Annotated in this window: 14 protein-coding genes; 11 read left to right on the top strand and 3 right to left on the bottom strand. The window is 53.3% G+C overall.

What is annotated here, in order from left to right:
* Positions 1–46: 46 nt before the first annotated feature.
* Genes tatA through tatD form a run of 4 tightly spaced genes read left to right on the top strand, consistent with a single transcriptional unit; the run spans position 47 to position 2,589 of the window.
* On the top strand, positions 47–313 hold the full coding sequence (gene tatA / locus EC840_RS22400) for a Sec-independent protein translocase subunit TatA (RefSeq protein ID WP_112290973.1): 267 nt from the start codon (positions 47–49) through the stop codon (positions 311–313).
* 3 nt (positions 314–316) lie between these two features.
* Positions 317–964 (top strand): Sec-independent protein translocase protein TatB, encoded by a 648-nt coding sequence (gene tatB / locus EC840_RS22395; protein WP_132967128.1) that lies wholly within the window; start codon positions 317–319, stop codon positions 962–964.
* 2 nt (positions 965–966) lie between these two features.
* Positions 967–1,740, top strand: a complete 774-nt coding sequence (gene tatC, locus EC840_RS22390; RefSeq protein WP_112290952.1) for a Sec-independent protein translocase subunit TatC — start codon at positions 967–969, stop codon at positions 1,738–1,740.
* 57 nt (positions 1,741–1,797) lie between these two features.
* Positions 1,798–2,589: a 3'-5' ssDNA/RNA exonuclease TatD gene (tatD, locus tag EC840_RS22385; RefSeq protein WP_132967126.1), complete on the top strand. Its 792-nt coding sequence runs from the start codon at positions 1,798–1,800 to the stop codon at positions 2,587–2,589.
* A gap of 60 nt (positions 2,590–2,649) precedes the next feature.
* On the opposite strand, the gene rfaH is transcribed toward tatD, so the two are convergent.
* Positions 2,650–3,138 carry a transcription/translation regulatory transformer protein RfaH gene (gene rfaH / locus EC840_RS22380; protein WP_181955594.1) on the bottom strand — a complete coding sequence of 163 codons (489 nt, stop codon included), beginning with the start codon at positions 3,136–3,138 and terminating at the stop codon, positions 2,650–2,652.
* Between the two features lie 172 nt (positions 3,139–3,310).
* Between rfaH and pepE the strand changes: the two genes are divergently transcribed.
* The 3 genes from pepE (at position 3,311) to fre (ending at position 6,468) form a co-directional block, all read left to right on the top strand.
* Positions 3,311–4,036, top strand: a complete 726-nt coding sequence (gene pepE, locus EC840_RS22375) for a dipeptidase PepE (RefSeq protein WP_112290957.1) — start codon at positions 3,311–3,313, stop codon at positions 4,034–4,036.
* A 191-nt stretch (positions 4,037–4,227) separates the two neighbouring features.
* Positions 4,228–5,718 (top strand): 4-hydroxy-3-polyprenylbenzoate decarboxylase, encoded by a 1,491-nt coding sequence (gene ubiD, locus EC840_RS22370; RefSeq protein WP_112290958.1) that lies wholly within the window; start codon positions 4,228–4,230, stop codon positions 5,716–5,718.
* Positions 5,719–5,766: 48 nt separating this feature from the next.
* Positions 5,767–6,468, top strand: a complete 702-nt coding sequence (gene fre, locus EC840_RS22365; protein ID WP_113878003.1) for an NAD(P)H-flavin reductase — start codon at positions 5,767–5,769, stop codon at positions 6,466–6,468.
* Between the two features lie 135 nt (positions 6,469–6,603).
* Here the strand turns inward: fre and fadA are convergent, their stop codons facing one another.
* Both fadA and fadB read right to left on the bottom strand, forming a co-directional pair.
* The gene (fadA, locus tag EC840_RS22360) at positions 6,604–7,767 is read right to left on the bottom strand and encodes an acetyl-CoA C-acyltransferase FadA (protein ID WP_112290960.1); all 1,164 of its coding nucleotides are present in this window, start codon (positions 7,765–7,767) and stop codon (positions 6,604–6,606) included.
* Between the two features lie 11 nt (positions 7,768–7,778).
* On the bottom strand, positions 7,779–9,971 hold the full coding sequence (gene fadB, locus EC840_RS22355) for a fatty acid oxidation complex subunit alpha FadB (protein ID WP_132967124.1): 2,193 nt from the start codon (positions 9,969–9,971) through the stop codon (positions 7,779–7,781).
* 189 nt (positions 9,972–10,160) lie between these two features.
* Between fadB and pepQ the strand changes: the two genes are divergently transcribed.
* From pepQ to hemG, 4 genes are read left to right on the top strand one after another with little or no spacing between them, the layout of a single operon-like run.
* On the top strand, positions 10,161–11,492 hold the full coding sequence (gene pepQ, locus EC840_RS22350; RefSeq protein WP_129637874.1) for a Xaa-Pro dipeptidase: 1,332 nt from the start codon (positions 10,161–10,163) through the stop codon (positions 11,490–11,492).
* Positions 11,492–12,103, top strand: a complete 612-nt coding sequence (locus EC840_RS22345) for an IMPACT family protein (protein WP_112290965.1) — start codon at positions 11,492–11,494, stop codon at positions 12,101–12,103. Before pepQ ends, EC840_RS22345 begins: the two co-directional genes overlap by 1 nt.
* Positions 12,104–12,139: 36 nt before the next feature.
* Entirely contained in the window at positions 12,140–13,591 is a 1,452-nt protein-coding gene (gene trkH / locus EC840_RS22340; protein WP_112290966.1) for a Trk system potassium transporter TrkH, read from the top strand.
* Positions 13,592–13,613: 22 nt separating this feature from the next.
* Positions 13,614–14,153 (top strand): menaquinone-dependent protoporphyrinogen IX dehydrogenase, encoded by a 540-nt coding sequence (hemG, locus tag EC840_RS22335; RefSeq protein WP_120162759.1) that lies wholly within the window; start codon positions 13,614–13,616, stop codon positions 14,151–14,153.
* Positions 14,154–14,379: the final 226 nt, after the last annotated feature.

Genomic DNA, 14,379 nt, shown 5'->3' with positions numbered 1-14,379 from the left:
TTGCGAACGGCAATGAATGTCGTTCCTTCCTATTGAGGTGAAAAAAATGGGTGGTATTAGTATTACAAAAATCCTGATTCTCGTTGTTCTTGTGGTACTGCTGTTCGGTACGAAGAAACTGCGTGGTCTGGGTTCTGATCTGGGCGCGTCCATCAAAGGCTTCAAAAAGGCCATGAGCGATGACGACACTCAGCCAAAAACCAAAGACGCTGACATTTCTCCAACTGATGCTGATTTCACGGCAAAGTCTGTTGAGATCAAGCCGGAAGCGAAAGCAGAAGACACCAAGAGCCAAAACAAAGAGCAGGTATAAGCCGTGTTCGATATTGGATTTAGTGAACTGCTGCTGGTATTGGTGATTGGCCTGGTTGTTCTCGGGCCGGAGCGTTTACCTGTAGCAGTGAGAACAGTAGCAGGCTGGATCCGTACGCTTCGTGCAATGGCCGCTTCAGTTCAAAGCGAATTATCGCAGGAGCTGAAACTTCAGGAGCTGCAGGATAGCCTGAAGAAAGCGGAAGAGTCCGGTCTGAAGAATTTAACGCCTGAAATCAAAGCGTCTATGGACGAATTGAAAGAAGCGGCAGAATCCATGAAAAAGTCTATCAATTCAGGGCTTAACCCTGCGGAGAAGGCGGTGGAAGAAGCTAAAGCTGATGGCAATACCATTCATAATCCGGTTCTGGATGAAGCGGAAGCGCATCATGACGCGGGTGTTTCACCGGCAGCGGCAGACAAAGTGGTTTCTGCCCCGGCAGGTGCGCCGCAAAGCGCTGTTGATGCTGCACTCGCATCGAATAAATCCGCTCATGCTGCTCAGCCATTGATGACACCAACGGAACCGGTGCCTGACACTTCTGTTGAGGTTGCACCGTTGACGAAAGCTGCTGTGGATGAAGCCCCTGTTGCTGAAACTGCCGCACCCGTCAAACCGGCTTCATCAACTCAAACGACAGGTGACCGTTAAACATGGCAGTTGAAGATACTCAACCACTGATCAGTCATCTGATTGAACTGCGCAAGCGCCTGCTGAATGCCATTATCTGCATTCTGGTGGTGTTTTTAGCGCTGGTTTATTTTGCGAATGACATCTATCAGCTGGTGGCCTCACCGCTGATTAAGCAGATGCCGATGGGCGCGAGCATGATTGCGACCGACGTCGCATCACCGTTCTTTACGCCAATTAAACTGACGATGATCGTGTCGGTGTTCTTATCCGCACCGTTCATTTTGTATCAGGTCTGGGCGTTTGTGGCGCCGGCGCTTTACAAACATGAACGACGTCTGATGATGCCGCTGCTGTTCTCAAGCTCAGCGTTATTCTATCTCGGCGTGGCATTTGCGTATTTCGTGGTGTTCCCGCTGGCGTTTGCTTTCTTTGCGAAAACCGCGCCGGTTGGCGTACAGATTGCTACCGACATTAACAACTATCTCGATTTCGTGATGGCGTTGTTTATGGCCTTTGGCGTGTCTTTCGAAGTGCCTATCGCGATTGTGCTGCTCTGCTGGAGTGGCGTGACCACGCCGGAAGACCTGAAAAAGAAACGTCCGTATGTCCTGGTTGGGGCATTTGTGGTGGGCATGTTGTTAACGCCGCCGGATGTGTTCTCGCAAACGCTGCTGGCAATTCCGATGTATCTGCTGTTTGAAATCGGGGTGTTCTTTGCCCGTTTCTACGTCGGAGCACGCCGCCGGTCTGATGTCGATACAGAGTCTGATACCGATCCGGATCAGCCTGCATAATCCTTATTCTGCTCTAAAAAACCGCCCTGTTGGGCGGTTTCTGTTTCAGGACTTTCCATGTTTGAAATCGGTATAAACCTCACCAGCAGCCAGTTTGACAAAGACCGGCCGCAGGTGGTGGAAAGAGCCCGGACCGCTGGGCTGAGCGGCATGTTGATCACCGGTACCTCTGCGCAGGAAAGTATCGAAGCGCAGAAGATGGCGGCAGAGCATCCGGACTTTTGCTGGTCAACCGCAGGCGTGCATCCGCATCAGGCCAGCGACTGGAACGAGCAGGTTGCTGCAAACATTCGTCAGCTGGCTGAATTGCCCAACGTCGTCGCCATCGGTGAATGCGGGCTGGATTTCAATCGCAACTTTTCGCCAGCTGACCTTCAGGAAGCGGCTTTTACGGCGCAACTGGCACTGGCGAAAGAGTTACAGTTGCCGGTATTTTTGCATTGTCGCGACGCCGGTGAGCGTTTTGCCGCATTGCTGAAACCCTGGCTGGCAGATTTGCCGGGTGGCGTTGTGCATTGTTTTACCGGCACCCGCCAGGAGCTTGAGCTGTATTTGTCCCTTGGTCTGTCGATTGGAATTACCGGGTGGGTGTGCGACGAGCGTCGCGGACTGGAGCTGCGTGAAATGCTGCCGCTGATCCCGGCTGAAAGGCTGATGCTGGAAACCGATGCGCCGTATTTACTGCCGCGGGATATGGAGAACAAACCAAAGAACCGTCGCAACGAACCGGCTTTCCTGCCGCATATCGTGAATCAGGTGGCACTGTGGCGGGGTGAAGACCCGCAATGGCTGGCGGATATCACCGATGCCAATGCGCGTAAGCTGTTTGCGTTACCGGAGCGTCGCTGAATCCATGAAAAAGGCACCGCTGAAGGTGCCTTTTGAGTTCTGATGTGTCGAAAATACCGGTCAGAGTTTCTGGAAGTGGGTATTTTCAATGCTCTGGCGAACCGGCTGATTGATCAGGTTGAGCATCAGCAGCGAACGGGCCTCGCCATCCGGCTCGGTATAAATGGCTTCGATTCCGGCGAAAATACCGTCAGTGATGACAACCGGATCGCCTTCATACGGTGTATCAGGATCGCGAACTTCAATCGTCGGCGGCTCCATCAGTTGTTTGATCACGTCCGGCTGGACAGTTGCCAGCTTTGCGCCAAAGCGGATGAAATGACTGACGCCACGCGTTGCGTTGATCGTCGTGGTATGGATCCGCTCAGGGTCAAACTCAATGAACATGTAATTTGGAAACAGGGGCTCGCTGACCGCCGTACGGCGTCCACGCACCAGCTTTTCCAGTGTGATCATTGGTGTCAGACAGTTTACCTGCTGGCGTTCAAGATGTTCCTTGGCGCGCAGAAGCTGACCACGTTTGCAATAGAGTAAATACCAGGATTCCATAGGTTCCCACATTAAAGCGTCGAGCGGGGCAGCATACCAAAAGCCGCTCACGAGATACAGACAGTGCAAGTCTTTGCAGACGTTTGCTGATTGTCGACCCGTTATCTTTTATTATCGAAGAAATGCACCTTCTTATCCCCTCTATTAGTCTTATTTTATCAGGAGAAGTCTCATGGAGTTGTTCTTACTGAGTAACGGTAAGCTTTCAGGCGAATCAGAGTTACTGGGCTATGCGAAAGCGCGCATCCAGGCGATGTTGCAGGCCCGCAAAATTACCTCTGCCGTCCTGATCCCTTACGCTCTGATCCGCAGTGATTATGATGCGCGCGCGAAAGAACTTTCAGATGCGCTGGGTATTCAGGTTAGCAGTATTCATCACGCAGCAAGCCCGGCTGAGGCGATTGCCAGCGCAGAGTGTATTCTGATCAGCGGCGGGAATACCTGGATGCTCAATCAGATGCTGCATGAAAACAGCCTGATCGTGCCAATTCAGCGCGCGGTGCGTGAGCGCAATGTGCCGTATGTCGGCTGGAGTGCGGGTTGTAATGTTGCGACGCCAAGTATTCGTACCACCAATGATATGCCGGTGCGCAATTCAGTCGTACTGCCTGCGCTGAACCTGTTCCCGGTGCAAATTAATCCGCATTATATTGATGCGCATCTGAGTGGTCACATGGGTGAAACGCGTGATGAGCGTATCGCCGAGTTCTGCGCGGTTAATCCGTCTGAATCGGTGATTGCGTTGCGTGAAGGCAGTTTGCTGCAGGTGTCCGGTAACGATCTGAGTTACTTCAGTGCCAAAGAGCAGGGTTTCAAAGTGTTCCGTCACGGGCAGGAAACGCAGGAATATCAGGATACTCAGGCGATTCAACCTCTGGTACCTTTTAACTGCCAGTAATTTTTGCACAGATCTAATCCGCACCGTCAGACCAGAACTATCGGGACTGACGGTTATACTGCTTTTTCGTTATTGGCGTTTACTTAGGGTAAGAGTCTTACTAAAAAGAAACCTGCTGATAACAAAAAAGCAGCAACAACCCCGGAGAGGCTCTATAATGCCCTCCTTCAACCCGGCGACTCAGAATTAGCATGAAATACCGTGATTTACGTGACTTCCTCTCGTTACTCGAAAAGAGAGGCCAGCTGAAACGCATTAGCCAGTCTGTCGATCCTTATCTGGAAATGACCGAGATTGCCGATCGCACCTTGCGTGCCGGCGGCCCGGCTCTGTTGTTCGAAAATCCAAAAGGCTATGACATGCCGGTCCTGTGCAATTTATTCGGCACACCGCAGCGTGTGGCGATGGGCATGGGTAAAGAAGATGTCAGTGCGTTGCGTGAAGTCGGTGAATTGCTGGCGTTTCTGAAGGAACCTGAGCCGCCGCGCGGTTTTCGTGATTTATTCGACAAAGCGCCGAAGTTTAAACAAGTGCTGAATATGCCGACCAAAGTGCTGCATTCTGCACCTTGTCAGGAACAGATTTGGGAAGGCGATGCCGTTGATATCACTAAGATCCCTGTGATGCAGTGCTGGCCGGAAGACGCCGCACCGCTGATCACCTGGGGTCTGACTGTCACCCGCGGTCCGAATAAACCTCGCCAGAATCTGGGCATTTACCGCCAGCAGGTGCTGGGCAAAAACAAAGTGATTATGCGCTGGTTATCCCATCGCGGCGGCGCGCTGGATTTCCAGGAATGGTGTCAGCAAAATCCGGGGCAGCGTTTTCCTGTTTCGGTAGCGCTGGGTGCCGATCCGGCAACGATTCTTGGTGCCGTGACACCGGTTCCCGATACGCTGTCTGAATATGCCTTCGCGGGTTTGTTGCGGGGCAATAAAACCGAAGTCGTGAAGTGTATTTCTAACGATCTGGAAGTGCCGGCCAGCGCTGAGATTGTGCTGGAAGGGTACATTGAGCCGGGCGAAATGGCTCCGGAAGGCCCTTATGGTGATCATACCGGCTACTATAATGAAGTAGACAGTTTCCCGGTATTCACCATTACGCACATGACGCAGCGGAAAGACGCTATCTATCATTCGACCTACACCGGCCGTCCGCCGGATGAACCTGCGGTTCTGGGTGTGGCGCTGAATGAAGTGTTTGTGCCAATCCTGAAAAAGCAGTTTCCGGAAATTGTGGACTTCTATCTGCCGCCTGAGGGTTGCTCCTACCGTCTGGCTGTCGTTACCATGAAGAAGCAATACGCCGGTCATGCGAAACGCGTGATGATGGGCGTCTGGTCATTCCTGCGTCAGTTCATGTACACCAAGTTCGTGATTGTGTGTGACGACGATGTGAATGCCCGCGACTGGAACGACGTGATTTGGGCGATTACTACCCGTATGGATCCTGCACGGGATACGGTTCTGGTAGAAAACACGCCGATTGATTATCTCGATTTTGCCTCCCCGGTTTCGGGGCTTGGCTCAAAAATGGGGATGGATGCGACCAACAAATGGCCGGGTGAAACGCAGCGTGAGTGGGGACGTCCGATTGTGAAAGATCCGGAAGTCACCGCGCGTATCGACGCTATTTGGGATGAACTCGCTATTCTTAATGATAAAGACGATGCGAAAAAATAATCGAATCTTTGTCCTACGCTTTGCTTTGATGACCCACAGAGGGAACGCATGACAACATTGAGCTGTAAAGTGACCTCGGTTGAGGCGATAACGGATACGGTGTATCGCGTCCGCCTGGTTCCGGAAGCGCCTTTCTCGTTCCGCGCGGGTCAGTATCTGATGGTGGTAATGGATGAGCGCGATAAGCGCCCGTTCTCACTGGCCTCCACGCCTGCGCAACACAATGTGATTGAGCTGCACATTGGCGCGTCGGAACTGAATCTGTACGCGATGGCGGTTATGGATCGCATTCTGAAAGAGCAGGCGATCACCGTCGATATTCCGCACGGCGATGCCTGGCTGCGTGAAGACGGCGAGCGTCCTCTGGTGCTGATTGCCGGTGGCACCGGCTTCTCCTACGTCCGTTCGATTCTTATCACCGCACTTGAGCAGCAACCGCACCGCGATATCTCCATTTACTGGGGCGGGCGTGAACTGAAGCATCTGTACGATCTTGGTGAGCTGGAAGCGATGAGCATTAATCATCCGAACCTGAAAGTGATCCCGGTAGTTGAACAGCCGGAAGAGGGCTGGCAGGGCAGAAGCGGTACGGTGCTGAGCGCGGTTTTACAGGATTTCTCTTCGCTGTCTGAGCACGATATTTATATCGCCGGTCGTTTTGAGATGGCTAAAATCGCCCGTGAGCGTTTTGTCGCGGAACGCGGTGCGCAGGAAGATCGTCTGTTTGGGGATGCCTTCTCTTTCATCTGATTTGTATTTATGGATGGGAGAGAAAGATGAAAAAGCCCGCCCCTGACAGGCGGGAAAACGGCAACTAAAACGGATAAGACACATTGATGAAAGCGGGCTGAATGCCCGCTTTTTCGTTTTTGCAGAAAGGGAAAATCAGACGCGTTCGAAAACGGTCGCGATACCCTGACCTAAACCGATGCACATGGTCGCCACGCCAAACTGTACGTCACGGCGCTCCATCAGGTTCAGCAGCGTGGTGGAAATGCGTGAACCGGAACAACCCAGCGGATGACCGAGCGCAATGGCGCCACCGTTCAGGTTGACGCGATCTTCCATGGTTTCCAGCAGTCCCAAATCTTTCACGCACGGTAAGGCTTGTGCTGCAAAAGCTTCGTTCAGCTCGAACAGGCCGATGTCCTGCACGCTCAGTCCGGCGCGTTTCAATGCCAGACGCGTTGCCGGTACCGGACCGTAGCCCATAATCGACGGATCGCAGCCGACCACCGCCATCGCACGGATGCGGGCGCGGGCTGTCAGACCTAAAGATTTGGCATGGGATTCGCTCATCAGCAGCATCGCTGACGCACCGTCGGACAGGGCAGAAGACGTGCCCGCCGTGACGGTGCCGTTCACCGGATCGAACGCCGGACGCAGTGCCGCCAGTGTGGCGACCGTCGTTTCCGGGCGGATCACTTCGTCGAAATCATAACGGGTCAGCACACCTTCGGCGTTATGGCCTTCGGTCGGGACAATCTCATTGGCAAAATGCCCGGCAACCGTGGCGGCATGCGCGCGCTGATGGGAGCGTGCGGCAAATTCATCCTGCATTTCACGGCTGATCTGGTGCATTTTCGCCAGCATTTCTGCGGTCAGTCCCATCATCCCCGCCGCTTTGGCGACAGTTTTGCTCAGGCCAGGATGAAAATCGACGCCGTGATTCATCGGCACATGGCCCATATGTTCCACACCGCCAATCAGGCTGACTTGTGCATCGCCGACCATAATGGCGCGGGCCGCGTCGTGCAGAGCCTGCATGGACGATCCGCACAGGCGGTTGACCGTAGTCGCCGGCACGCTGTGCGGAATTTCCGCCAGCAGCGATGCGTTACGGGCAATATTGAAGCCTTGTTCCAGCGTCTGCTGGACGCAGCCCCAGTAAATATCATCAATATCTTTGGCGTTCAGCGCCGGGTTGCGGGCCAGCACGGCGCGCATCAGATGTGCGGAGAGATCTTCAGCCCTGACATGGCGGAATGCGCCGCCTTTCGAACGACCCATCGGCGTACGGACTGCATCAACAATGACTACGTTTTCCATGATTTCGGTCCTTATGCCTGATTGCCGGTGCTGAGATTTTCCAGCGGAGCGGCAACCGGATAGTAACTTTCATTGGTTTGCGCTTTGGCGCGTAACCCTGCCGGTGCCTGATACATCGGCCCCAGATGTGCGTACTGTTCGGTCATTTTCAGATATTCGGCGGTGCCGAGGGTATCAAGATAACGGAACGGCCCGCCGTGGAAAGGAGGGAATCCGATGCCGTACACCAGCGCCATATCGGCTTCAGCAGGGCTGGCAATAATCCCTTCTTCAAAGCAACGCACCACTTCGTTAATCATCGGGATCATCATGCGGGCGATGATGTCCTGCGGTGAGAAGTCAGCGTGAGCCGGTTTCAGGTTATCGGCCAGCAGGCTGATCGCCTGTTCATCGACTTCCTTGCGCGGTTTGCCTTTGCTGTCTTCGCTGTAGCGGTAGAAGCCGAGCTGGTTTTTCTGACCGAAGCGCCGGTTGTCGAACAGGACATCCACAGCATCGCGATAATTGCGGGCCATGCGTTGCGGGAAGCCAGCGGCCATGACGGCCTGCGCGTGGTGAGCGGTGTCAATGCCGACCACGTCCAGCAGATAGGCCGGACCCATTGGCCAGCCGAACTGTTTTTCCATTACTTTGTCGATCTGGCGGAAATCAGCGCCATCTCGCAGCAGCAAACTGAAGCCGGAGAAATACGGGAACAGCACGCGGTTAACAAAGAAGCCCGGGCAGTCGTTCACCACGATCGGCGTTTTGCCCATCGCCAGTGCGTAAGAAACGATACGCGAAATGGTTTTGTCTGAGGTTTTCTCGCCACGCACGATTTCAACCAGAGGCATACGGTGAACCGGGTTGAAGAAGTGCATACCGCAGAAGTTTTCCGGACGTTTCAGCGAAGAAGCCAGCTGATCGATAGGAATGGTTGAGGTATTCGAGGCCAGAATAGTATCGGCGTTGAGCAAGGATTCCGCTTCCGCCAGGACTGCGGCTTTGACTTTTGGATTTTCTACTACGGCTTCAACGACGACGGAAGCACGTTCGATGCCGCTGTAATCCAGCGTCGGATGAATGGTCGACAGTACTTTGGCCATTTTCAGACCGTCGAGTTTGCCGCGCTCAAGCTGCTTGTTCAGCAATTTGGCCGCTTCGTTCATGCCGAGCGTCAGGGACTGGTCGCTGATGTCTTTCATCACTACCGGTACGCCTTTCAGCGCGGACTGATAAGCGATCCCGCCGCCCATAATGCCTGCGCCCAAAACCGCAGCCTGCTTCGGTTTTTCGCTGTCCTGCGCCAGTTTTTTAGCTTTGCCTTTCACGAACTGATCGTTAAGGAAAATGCTGACCAGTGCGCGCGCTTCTTTCGATTGTGCAAGCGGCACAAAACTGGCGGTTTCCAGCTGCAAAGCTTCGTCGCGACCCAGACGGGCAGCGGCTTCAATCGTTTTTACTGCGGTCATCGGTGCCGGATAATGTTTGCCGGCAGTTTGCATGACCATACTTTTGGCCACGCTGAAACTCATCGTCGCTTCAATCTGGCTGAGTTTCAGTGGCAGACGTTTCGGGTCGCGGCGGCTGTGCCATTCCAGTTTGCCGTCGATGGCATTTTTCAGCATGGTGATACCGGCGTCGCGCAGTTTATCCGCTTCAACCACGGCATCAACCAGCCCGACTTTGAGAGCCTCTTTCCCGCTGATGTTTTTACCGGCGGCGATAATTTCCAGCGCACTGTCAGTACCAATCAGGCGTGGCAAACGCACGGAGCCACCAAAGCCCGGCATGATGCCTAAGCTGGTTTCCGGCAGACCGATACGCGCATCGGCGGTGCTGATACGAAAATCCGTCGCCAGCACGCATTCGCAACCGCCACCCAGCGCATAACCACTGATGGCGCAAAGCGTGGGCACCGGCAGGTCTTCCAGCCGGTTAAAAATGCTGTTGGCGAAATCCAGCCACTCGTGCAGTTTTTCGGCTGGCGCATTAAACAGTGATAAAAATTCAGTGATATCCGCGCCGACGATAAACGCCGGTTTAGCTGAACTGAGCAGCAAAGCTTTCAGGTCAGACTGTTTTTCAAGTATCGCAATGGCTTCGCCCAGGCTGGCGACAGTTTGGGTGTCGAGCTTGTTAACCGAGCCTGGAGCATCAAACACCAGCTCCGCGATACCGCCGTCGAGCCAGTGCAGGTGTAATGTTTCGCCTTGGTAGAGCATGTGTCTCTCCTGAATCATCTGGGATGATCTGGTATGACCAGATGCTTTGGAGTGTGGTTTTTATGTTAATAATTTGCAAATGAGATGTGTTTTATTTGCAGGCAAGATCACAAACCTTCCGGGACTATGGTCACGGTGAGGCTGTGGTAAGATGCTGCATCGTCTTTCAGGTGAAAAAAGGACAGTTGGATGGAATCGCTTACTACGCTTTATAAAGAACATATCGCCACGCTGCAGACGCGTGCCCGTGAAATTCTGCAACGTTCTCAGCTTGATGCGTTACTGATTCACTCTGGTGAATTGCTGACGACCTTCCTTGATGATCATAGTTATCCGTTCAAAGTAAACCCGCAGTTCAAAGCCTGGGTGCCGGTCACGCAGGTGCCTAATTGCTGGTTATGGGTGGATGGCGTGAATGCGCCGAAGCTGTGGTTCTATTCGCCGGTGGACTACTGGCACAGCCACGAACCGCTGCCGGAGTCCTTCTGGACCAAAGAAATTTCCCTGACGCCGCTGGCCAATGCTGATGACATCAAAAGCCAGTTGCCGGTTGATCTCAAGCGCGTCGGTTATATCGGTTACAGTCAGGATCGCGCGATCAGCATGGGTATCCCTGCTGCTAATGTGAACCCGAAAGCGGTGCTGGATTACCTGCATTATCATCGCGCCTACAAAACAGATTACGAGCTGGCCTGTATGCGTGAAGCGCAGAAAGTGGCGGTGAGCGGCCATCGTGCGGCGAAAGAAGCGTTCCTTTCTGGCATGAGCGAGTTCGATATTAACCTGGCGTATCTGACTGCGACCGGTCACCGTGATACCGATGTGCCTTACAGCAACATCGTCGCGCTCAATGAACACGCTTCCGTGCTGCATTACACCACGCTCGATAACCAGCCACCTGCCGAAATGCGCAGTTTCCTGCTGGATGCGGGCGCGGAATATAACGGTTATGCCGCTGACCTTACGCGGACCTATGCCGCAAAACCGGACAGTGATTTCGCTGCGCTGATCAAAGATCTGAACACCGAAGAACTGGCGCTGATCGATACGATAAAGGCCGGTGTGCGCTATACCGACTATCATGTTCAGATGCATCACCGCATCGCCAAATTATTGAAAGCGCACAAGCTGGTGGTCGATATCAGTGAAGACGCTATGGTGGAACAGAACCTGACCGGGCCTTTCCTGCCGCATGGTCTGGGACATCCGCTGGGATTACAGGTACACGATGTGGCCGGTTTCATGCAGGACGACACCGGTACGCATCTGGCGGCACCTTCGCAATATCCGTATCTGCGTTGTACCCGTGTCCTTGAGCCGGGAATGGTGCTGACTATCGAGCCAGGTTTGTATTTCATTGATTCGTTGCTGTTACCGTGGCGGGAAGGGCAGTTCAGCAAGCACTTTGCCTGGGATCGTATCGACGCGCTGAAGCCTTATGGCGGCATCCGTATCGAAGACAACATTGTCATCCACGATAATCGTATCGAGAACATGACACGTGATCTGAAGCTGGCCTGATGCAGCCTTATTCCGTCCCCGCTGAACCTGTCATTTTCAGCGAAGAAATAAAGAAGAGCCGTTTCATCACCCTGCTGGCGAGAACTGAGGGAGTTGAAGCGGCAAAAGCTTTTATTCAGGAGATCAGAAACCAGCACCCGGCAGCGCGTCATCATTGCTGGGCGTTTGTGGCGGGTGCGCCTGATGATTCTCAGCAACTGGGATTTTCTGATGACGGGGAACCTGCGGGCACAGCAGGTAAACCGATCCTCAGTCAGCTGATGGGAAGCGGGGTTGGAGAAATTACTGCCGTCGTCGTACGTTATTACGGCGGCATTATGCTGGGAACCGGCGGTCTGGTGAAAGCCTATGGCGGCGGTGTTCAGCAGGCATTAAAGCAACTTGTCGTGCAGCAAAAAGTGCCACTGGCGGAGTTCGCGGTGCAGTGTGATTACAGCCAGTTACAGCTGGTGGAAACCCTGCTTTCGCAAGTCGGTGGACATATTTTACGCAGTGAGTTTGGCGCTGCGGTAGATCTCGTTCTGGCGCTACCCGCCGCGGATGCGCCGGCAACCGTCAGTCACTTATTCGATATCAGCCGTGGCACGCTTATCCTGCGTCCGGTTTCTTAAATTTTATATGGTTAATTCGCTGAGGAACGCACCAGCATGCATTTTCGTGCCATAACACGCATCGTGGGGGTGCTTGTCATCCTTTTCTCGGGAACGATGATTATTCCCGGACTGGTCGCTTTAATTTACCGTGATGGTGCGGGGCGTGCATTCAGTCAGACATTCTTTGTCGCCCTGGCAATTGGGCTATTCCTCTGGCTTCCCAACCGGAAACAAAAGAGTGAGCTCAAGCCGCGCGAAGGTTTCCTGATCGTGGTGCTGTTCTGGACGGTGCTGGGCAGCGTCGGGGCATTGCCATTCCTGTTCTCTGAGCGGCCGAACCTTTCCCTGACCGATGCGTTCTTCGAATCCTTCTCCGGTCTGACAACCACGGGCGCGACCACGCTCGTCGGGCTGGATTCCCTGCCGAAAGCGATTCTCTTCTACCGGCAGATGCTGCAATGGTTTGGCGGGATGGGGATCATTGTGCTCGCGGTGGCAATTCTGCCGATACTGGGCGTCGGGGGGATGCAGTTGTATCGCGCCGAAATGCCGGGGCCGCTGAAAGATAACAAGATGCGCCCGCGTATTGCTGAGACGGCTAAAACGCTGTGGCTTATCTATGTTCTGCTGACGATTGCCTGTGCTTTGTCTTTATGGGGCGCGGGGATGTCGGTCTTTGATGCTATTGGGCACAGTTTCTCGACGATAGCGATTGGCGGTTTCTCGACGCACGACGCCAGCATCGGTTATTTCCATAGCGGCACTATTAATAGCATTGTGGCGGTATTCCTGTTGATTTCCGGCTGTAACTACGGCCTGCACTTCGCGGTGCTAAGCGGGCGCAACCTCAAGGTGTACTGGCGTGATCCGGAATTTCGCATGTTTATCGGCGTGCAGTTCACGCTGGTCGTCATCTGCACGGTGATTCTGTGGATCCATAATACCTACGGCTCGCCGCTGGAAACGCTCAATCAGGCATTCTTCCAGGTAGTCTCAATGGCCACTACGGCGGGATATACCACCGACAGTATTTCCAAATGGCCGCTGTTCCTGCCTCTTTTATTATTGTGCTCTGCGTTTATCGGCGGCTGTGCGGGTTCCACCGGCGGTGGCCTGAAAGTGATCCGAATCCTGCTACTTTATTTACAGGGATCACGCGAGCTGAAAAGGCTGGTTCACCCGAACGCGGTTTACACCATCAAACTCGGTAATCGCGCACTGCCGGAACGTATCATCGAAGCGGTCTGGGGATTCTTTTCCGCTTACGCGCTGGTTTTCATTATCAGCATGCTGGCGATTGTGGCGACCGGCGTAGATAACTTCTCTGCTTTTGCTGCGGTCACGGCTACGCTGAATAACCTGGGGCCGGGATTAGGCGTTGTGGCCGATAACTTTGCATCGATGAATTCAGTGGCGAAATGGATCCTTATCGTCACCATGTTGTTTGGTCGTCTCGAAGTCTTCACATTATTAGTACTGTTCACGCCGACGTTCTGGCGCGAATGAGTTTTAAGAAAGGGAAACAAGAATGAAAGCGTTAATACTCTATTCCAGCCGTGACGGACAGACACACGCGATTGCTTCTTATATAGCAAGTGAGCTGAAAGAGAAGTGCAGCTGCGATGTCATCGATCTCGTTCATGCCGAACACGTCGATTTGAAAAACTATGACCAGGTGATGATCGGTGCTTCTATACGTTATGGTCATTTCAATCCGGTACTGGATAAATTCGTTGAGAAACACGTGCAGACGCTGAACCAGATGCCTTCGGCATTTTTCGGTGTGAATCTGACGGCGCGTAAAGCTGAGAAACGGACTCCACAAACTAATGCGTATGTGCGTAAGTTCTTGCTGGCCACGCCGTGGAAACCTGCAATATGCGCAGTATTCGCCGGAGCTCTTCGTTATCCACGATATCGCTGGTTCGATAAGGTAATGATCCAACTTATTATGCGTATGACAGGTGGCGAAACCGATACGCGAAAAGAAGTGGAATATACCGACTGGCAGCAGGTGGCTAAATTCGCTGAAGATTTTGGGCAGATATCGTATAAAAAATCGCATTAATGCGGGCTTTATAGACGTATAGACCAAAAAGAAAGCATTCAGAAAGTTTTTTGAAATTAGGGGTTGCGGCCTTCTGAGAACTCCCTATAATGCGCCTCCACTGACCGGGAACAACGACTCCTCTAACGAGAACCAAGTCGCCCAGTCAGGAAGAATCAACCCGGTGAAAACACCGCATCTTGTAAAAGAAAATGGTTGACTCTTCAGGGAGAAAGAGTATTATCTG

This window comes from Rahnella sp. JUb53, from assembly GCF_004346065.1.
Lineage (GTDB): Bacteria > Pseudomonadota > Gammaproteobacteria > Enterobacterales > Enterobacteriaceae > Rahnella > Rahnella variigena.
The sequence above is the reverse complement of the archived record's forward strand: the minus strand, read 5'-3'. Positions and strand labels throughout refer to the sequence as shown.

Excerpts from the sequence above, each read along its gene's own strand:
- EC840_RS22345 (WP_112290965.1), top strand. The coding sequence starts at position 11,492 with ATGCAGCCTTATTCCGTCCCCGCTGAACCTGTCATTTTCAGCGAAGAA.
- fre (WP_113878003.1), top strand. The coding sequence starts at position 5,767 with ATGACAACATTGAGCTGTAAAGTGACCTCGGTTGAGGCGATAACGGAT.
- fadA (WP_112290960.1), bottom strand. The coding sequence starts at position 7,767 with ATGGAAAACGTAGTCATTGTTGATGCAGTCCGTACGCCGATGGGTCGT.
- hemG (WP_120162759.1), top strand. The coding sequence starts at position 13,614 with ATGAAAGCGTTAATACTCTATTCCAGCCGTGACGGACAGACACACGCG.
- pepQ (WP_129637874.1), top strand. The coding sequence starts at position 10,161 with ATGGAATCGCTTACTACGCTTTATAAAGAACATATCGCCACGCTGCAG.
- tatD (WP_132967126.1), top strand. The coding sequence starts at position 1,798 with ATGTTTGAAATCGGTATAAACCTCACCAGCAGCCAGTTTGACAAAGAC.
- pepE (WP_112290957.1), top strand. The coding sequence starts at position 3,311 with ATGGAGTTGTTCTTACTGAGTAACGGTAAGCTTTCAGGCGAATCAGAG.
- rfaH (WP_181955594.1), bottom strand. The coding sequence starts at position 3,138 with ATGGAATCCTGGTATTTACTCTATTGCAAACGTGGTCAGCTTCTGCGC.
- trkH (WP_112290966.1), top strand. The coding sequence starts at position 12,140 with ATGCATTTTCGTGCCATAACACGCATCGTGGGGGTGCTTGTCATCCTT.
- ubiD (WP_112290958.1), top strand. The coding sequence starts at position 4,228 with ATGAAATACCGTGATTTACGTGACTTCCTCTCGTTACTCGAAAAGAGA.
- tatC (WP_112290952.1), top strand. The coding sequence starts at position 967 with ATGGCAGTTGAAGATACTCAACCACTGATCAGTCATCTGATTGAACTG.
- tatA (WP_112290973.1), top strand. The coding sequence starts at position 47 with ATGGGTGGTATTAGTATTACAAAAATCCTGATTCTCGTTGTTCTTGTG.
- fadB (WP_132967124.1), bottom strand. The coding sequence starts at position 9,971 with ATGCTCTACCAAGGCGAAACATTACACCTGCACTGGCTCGACGGCGGT.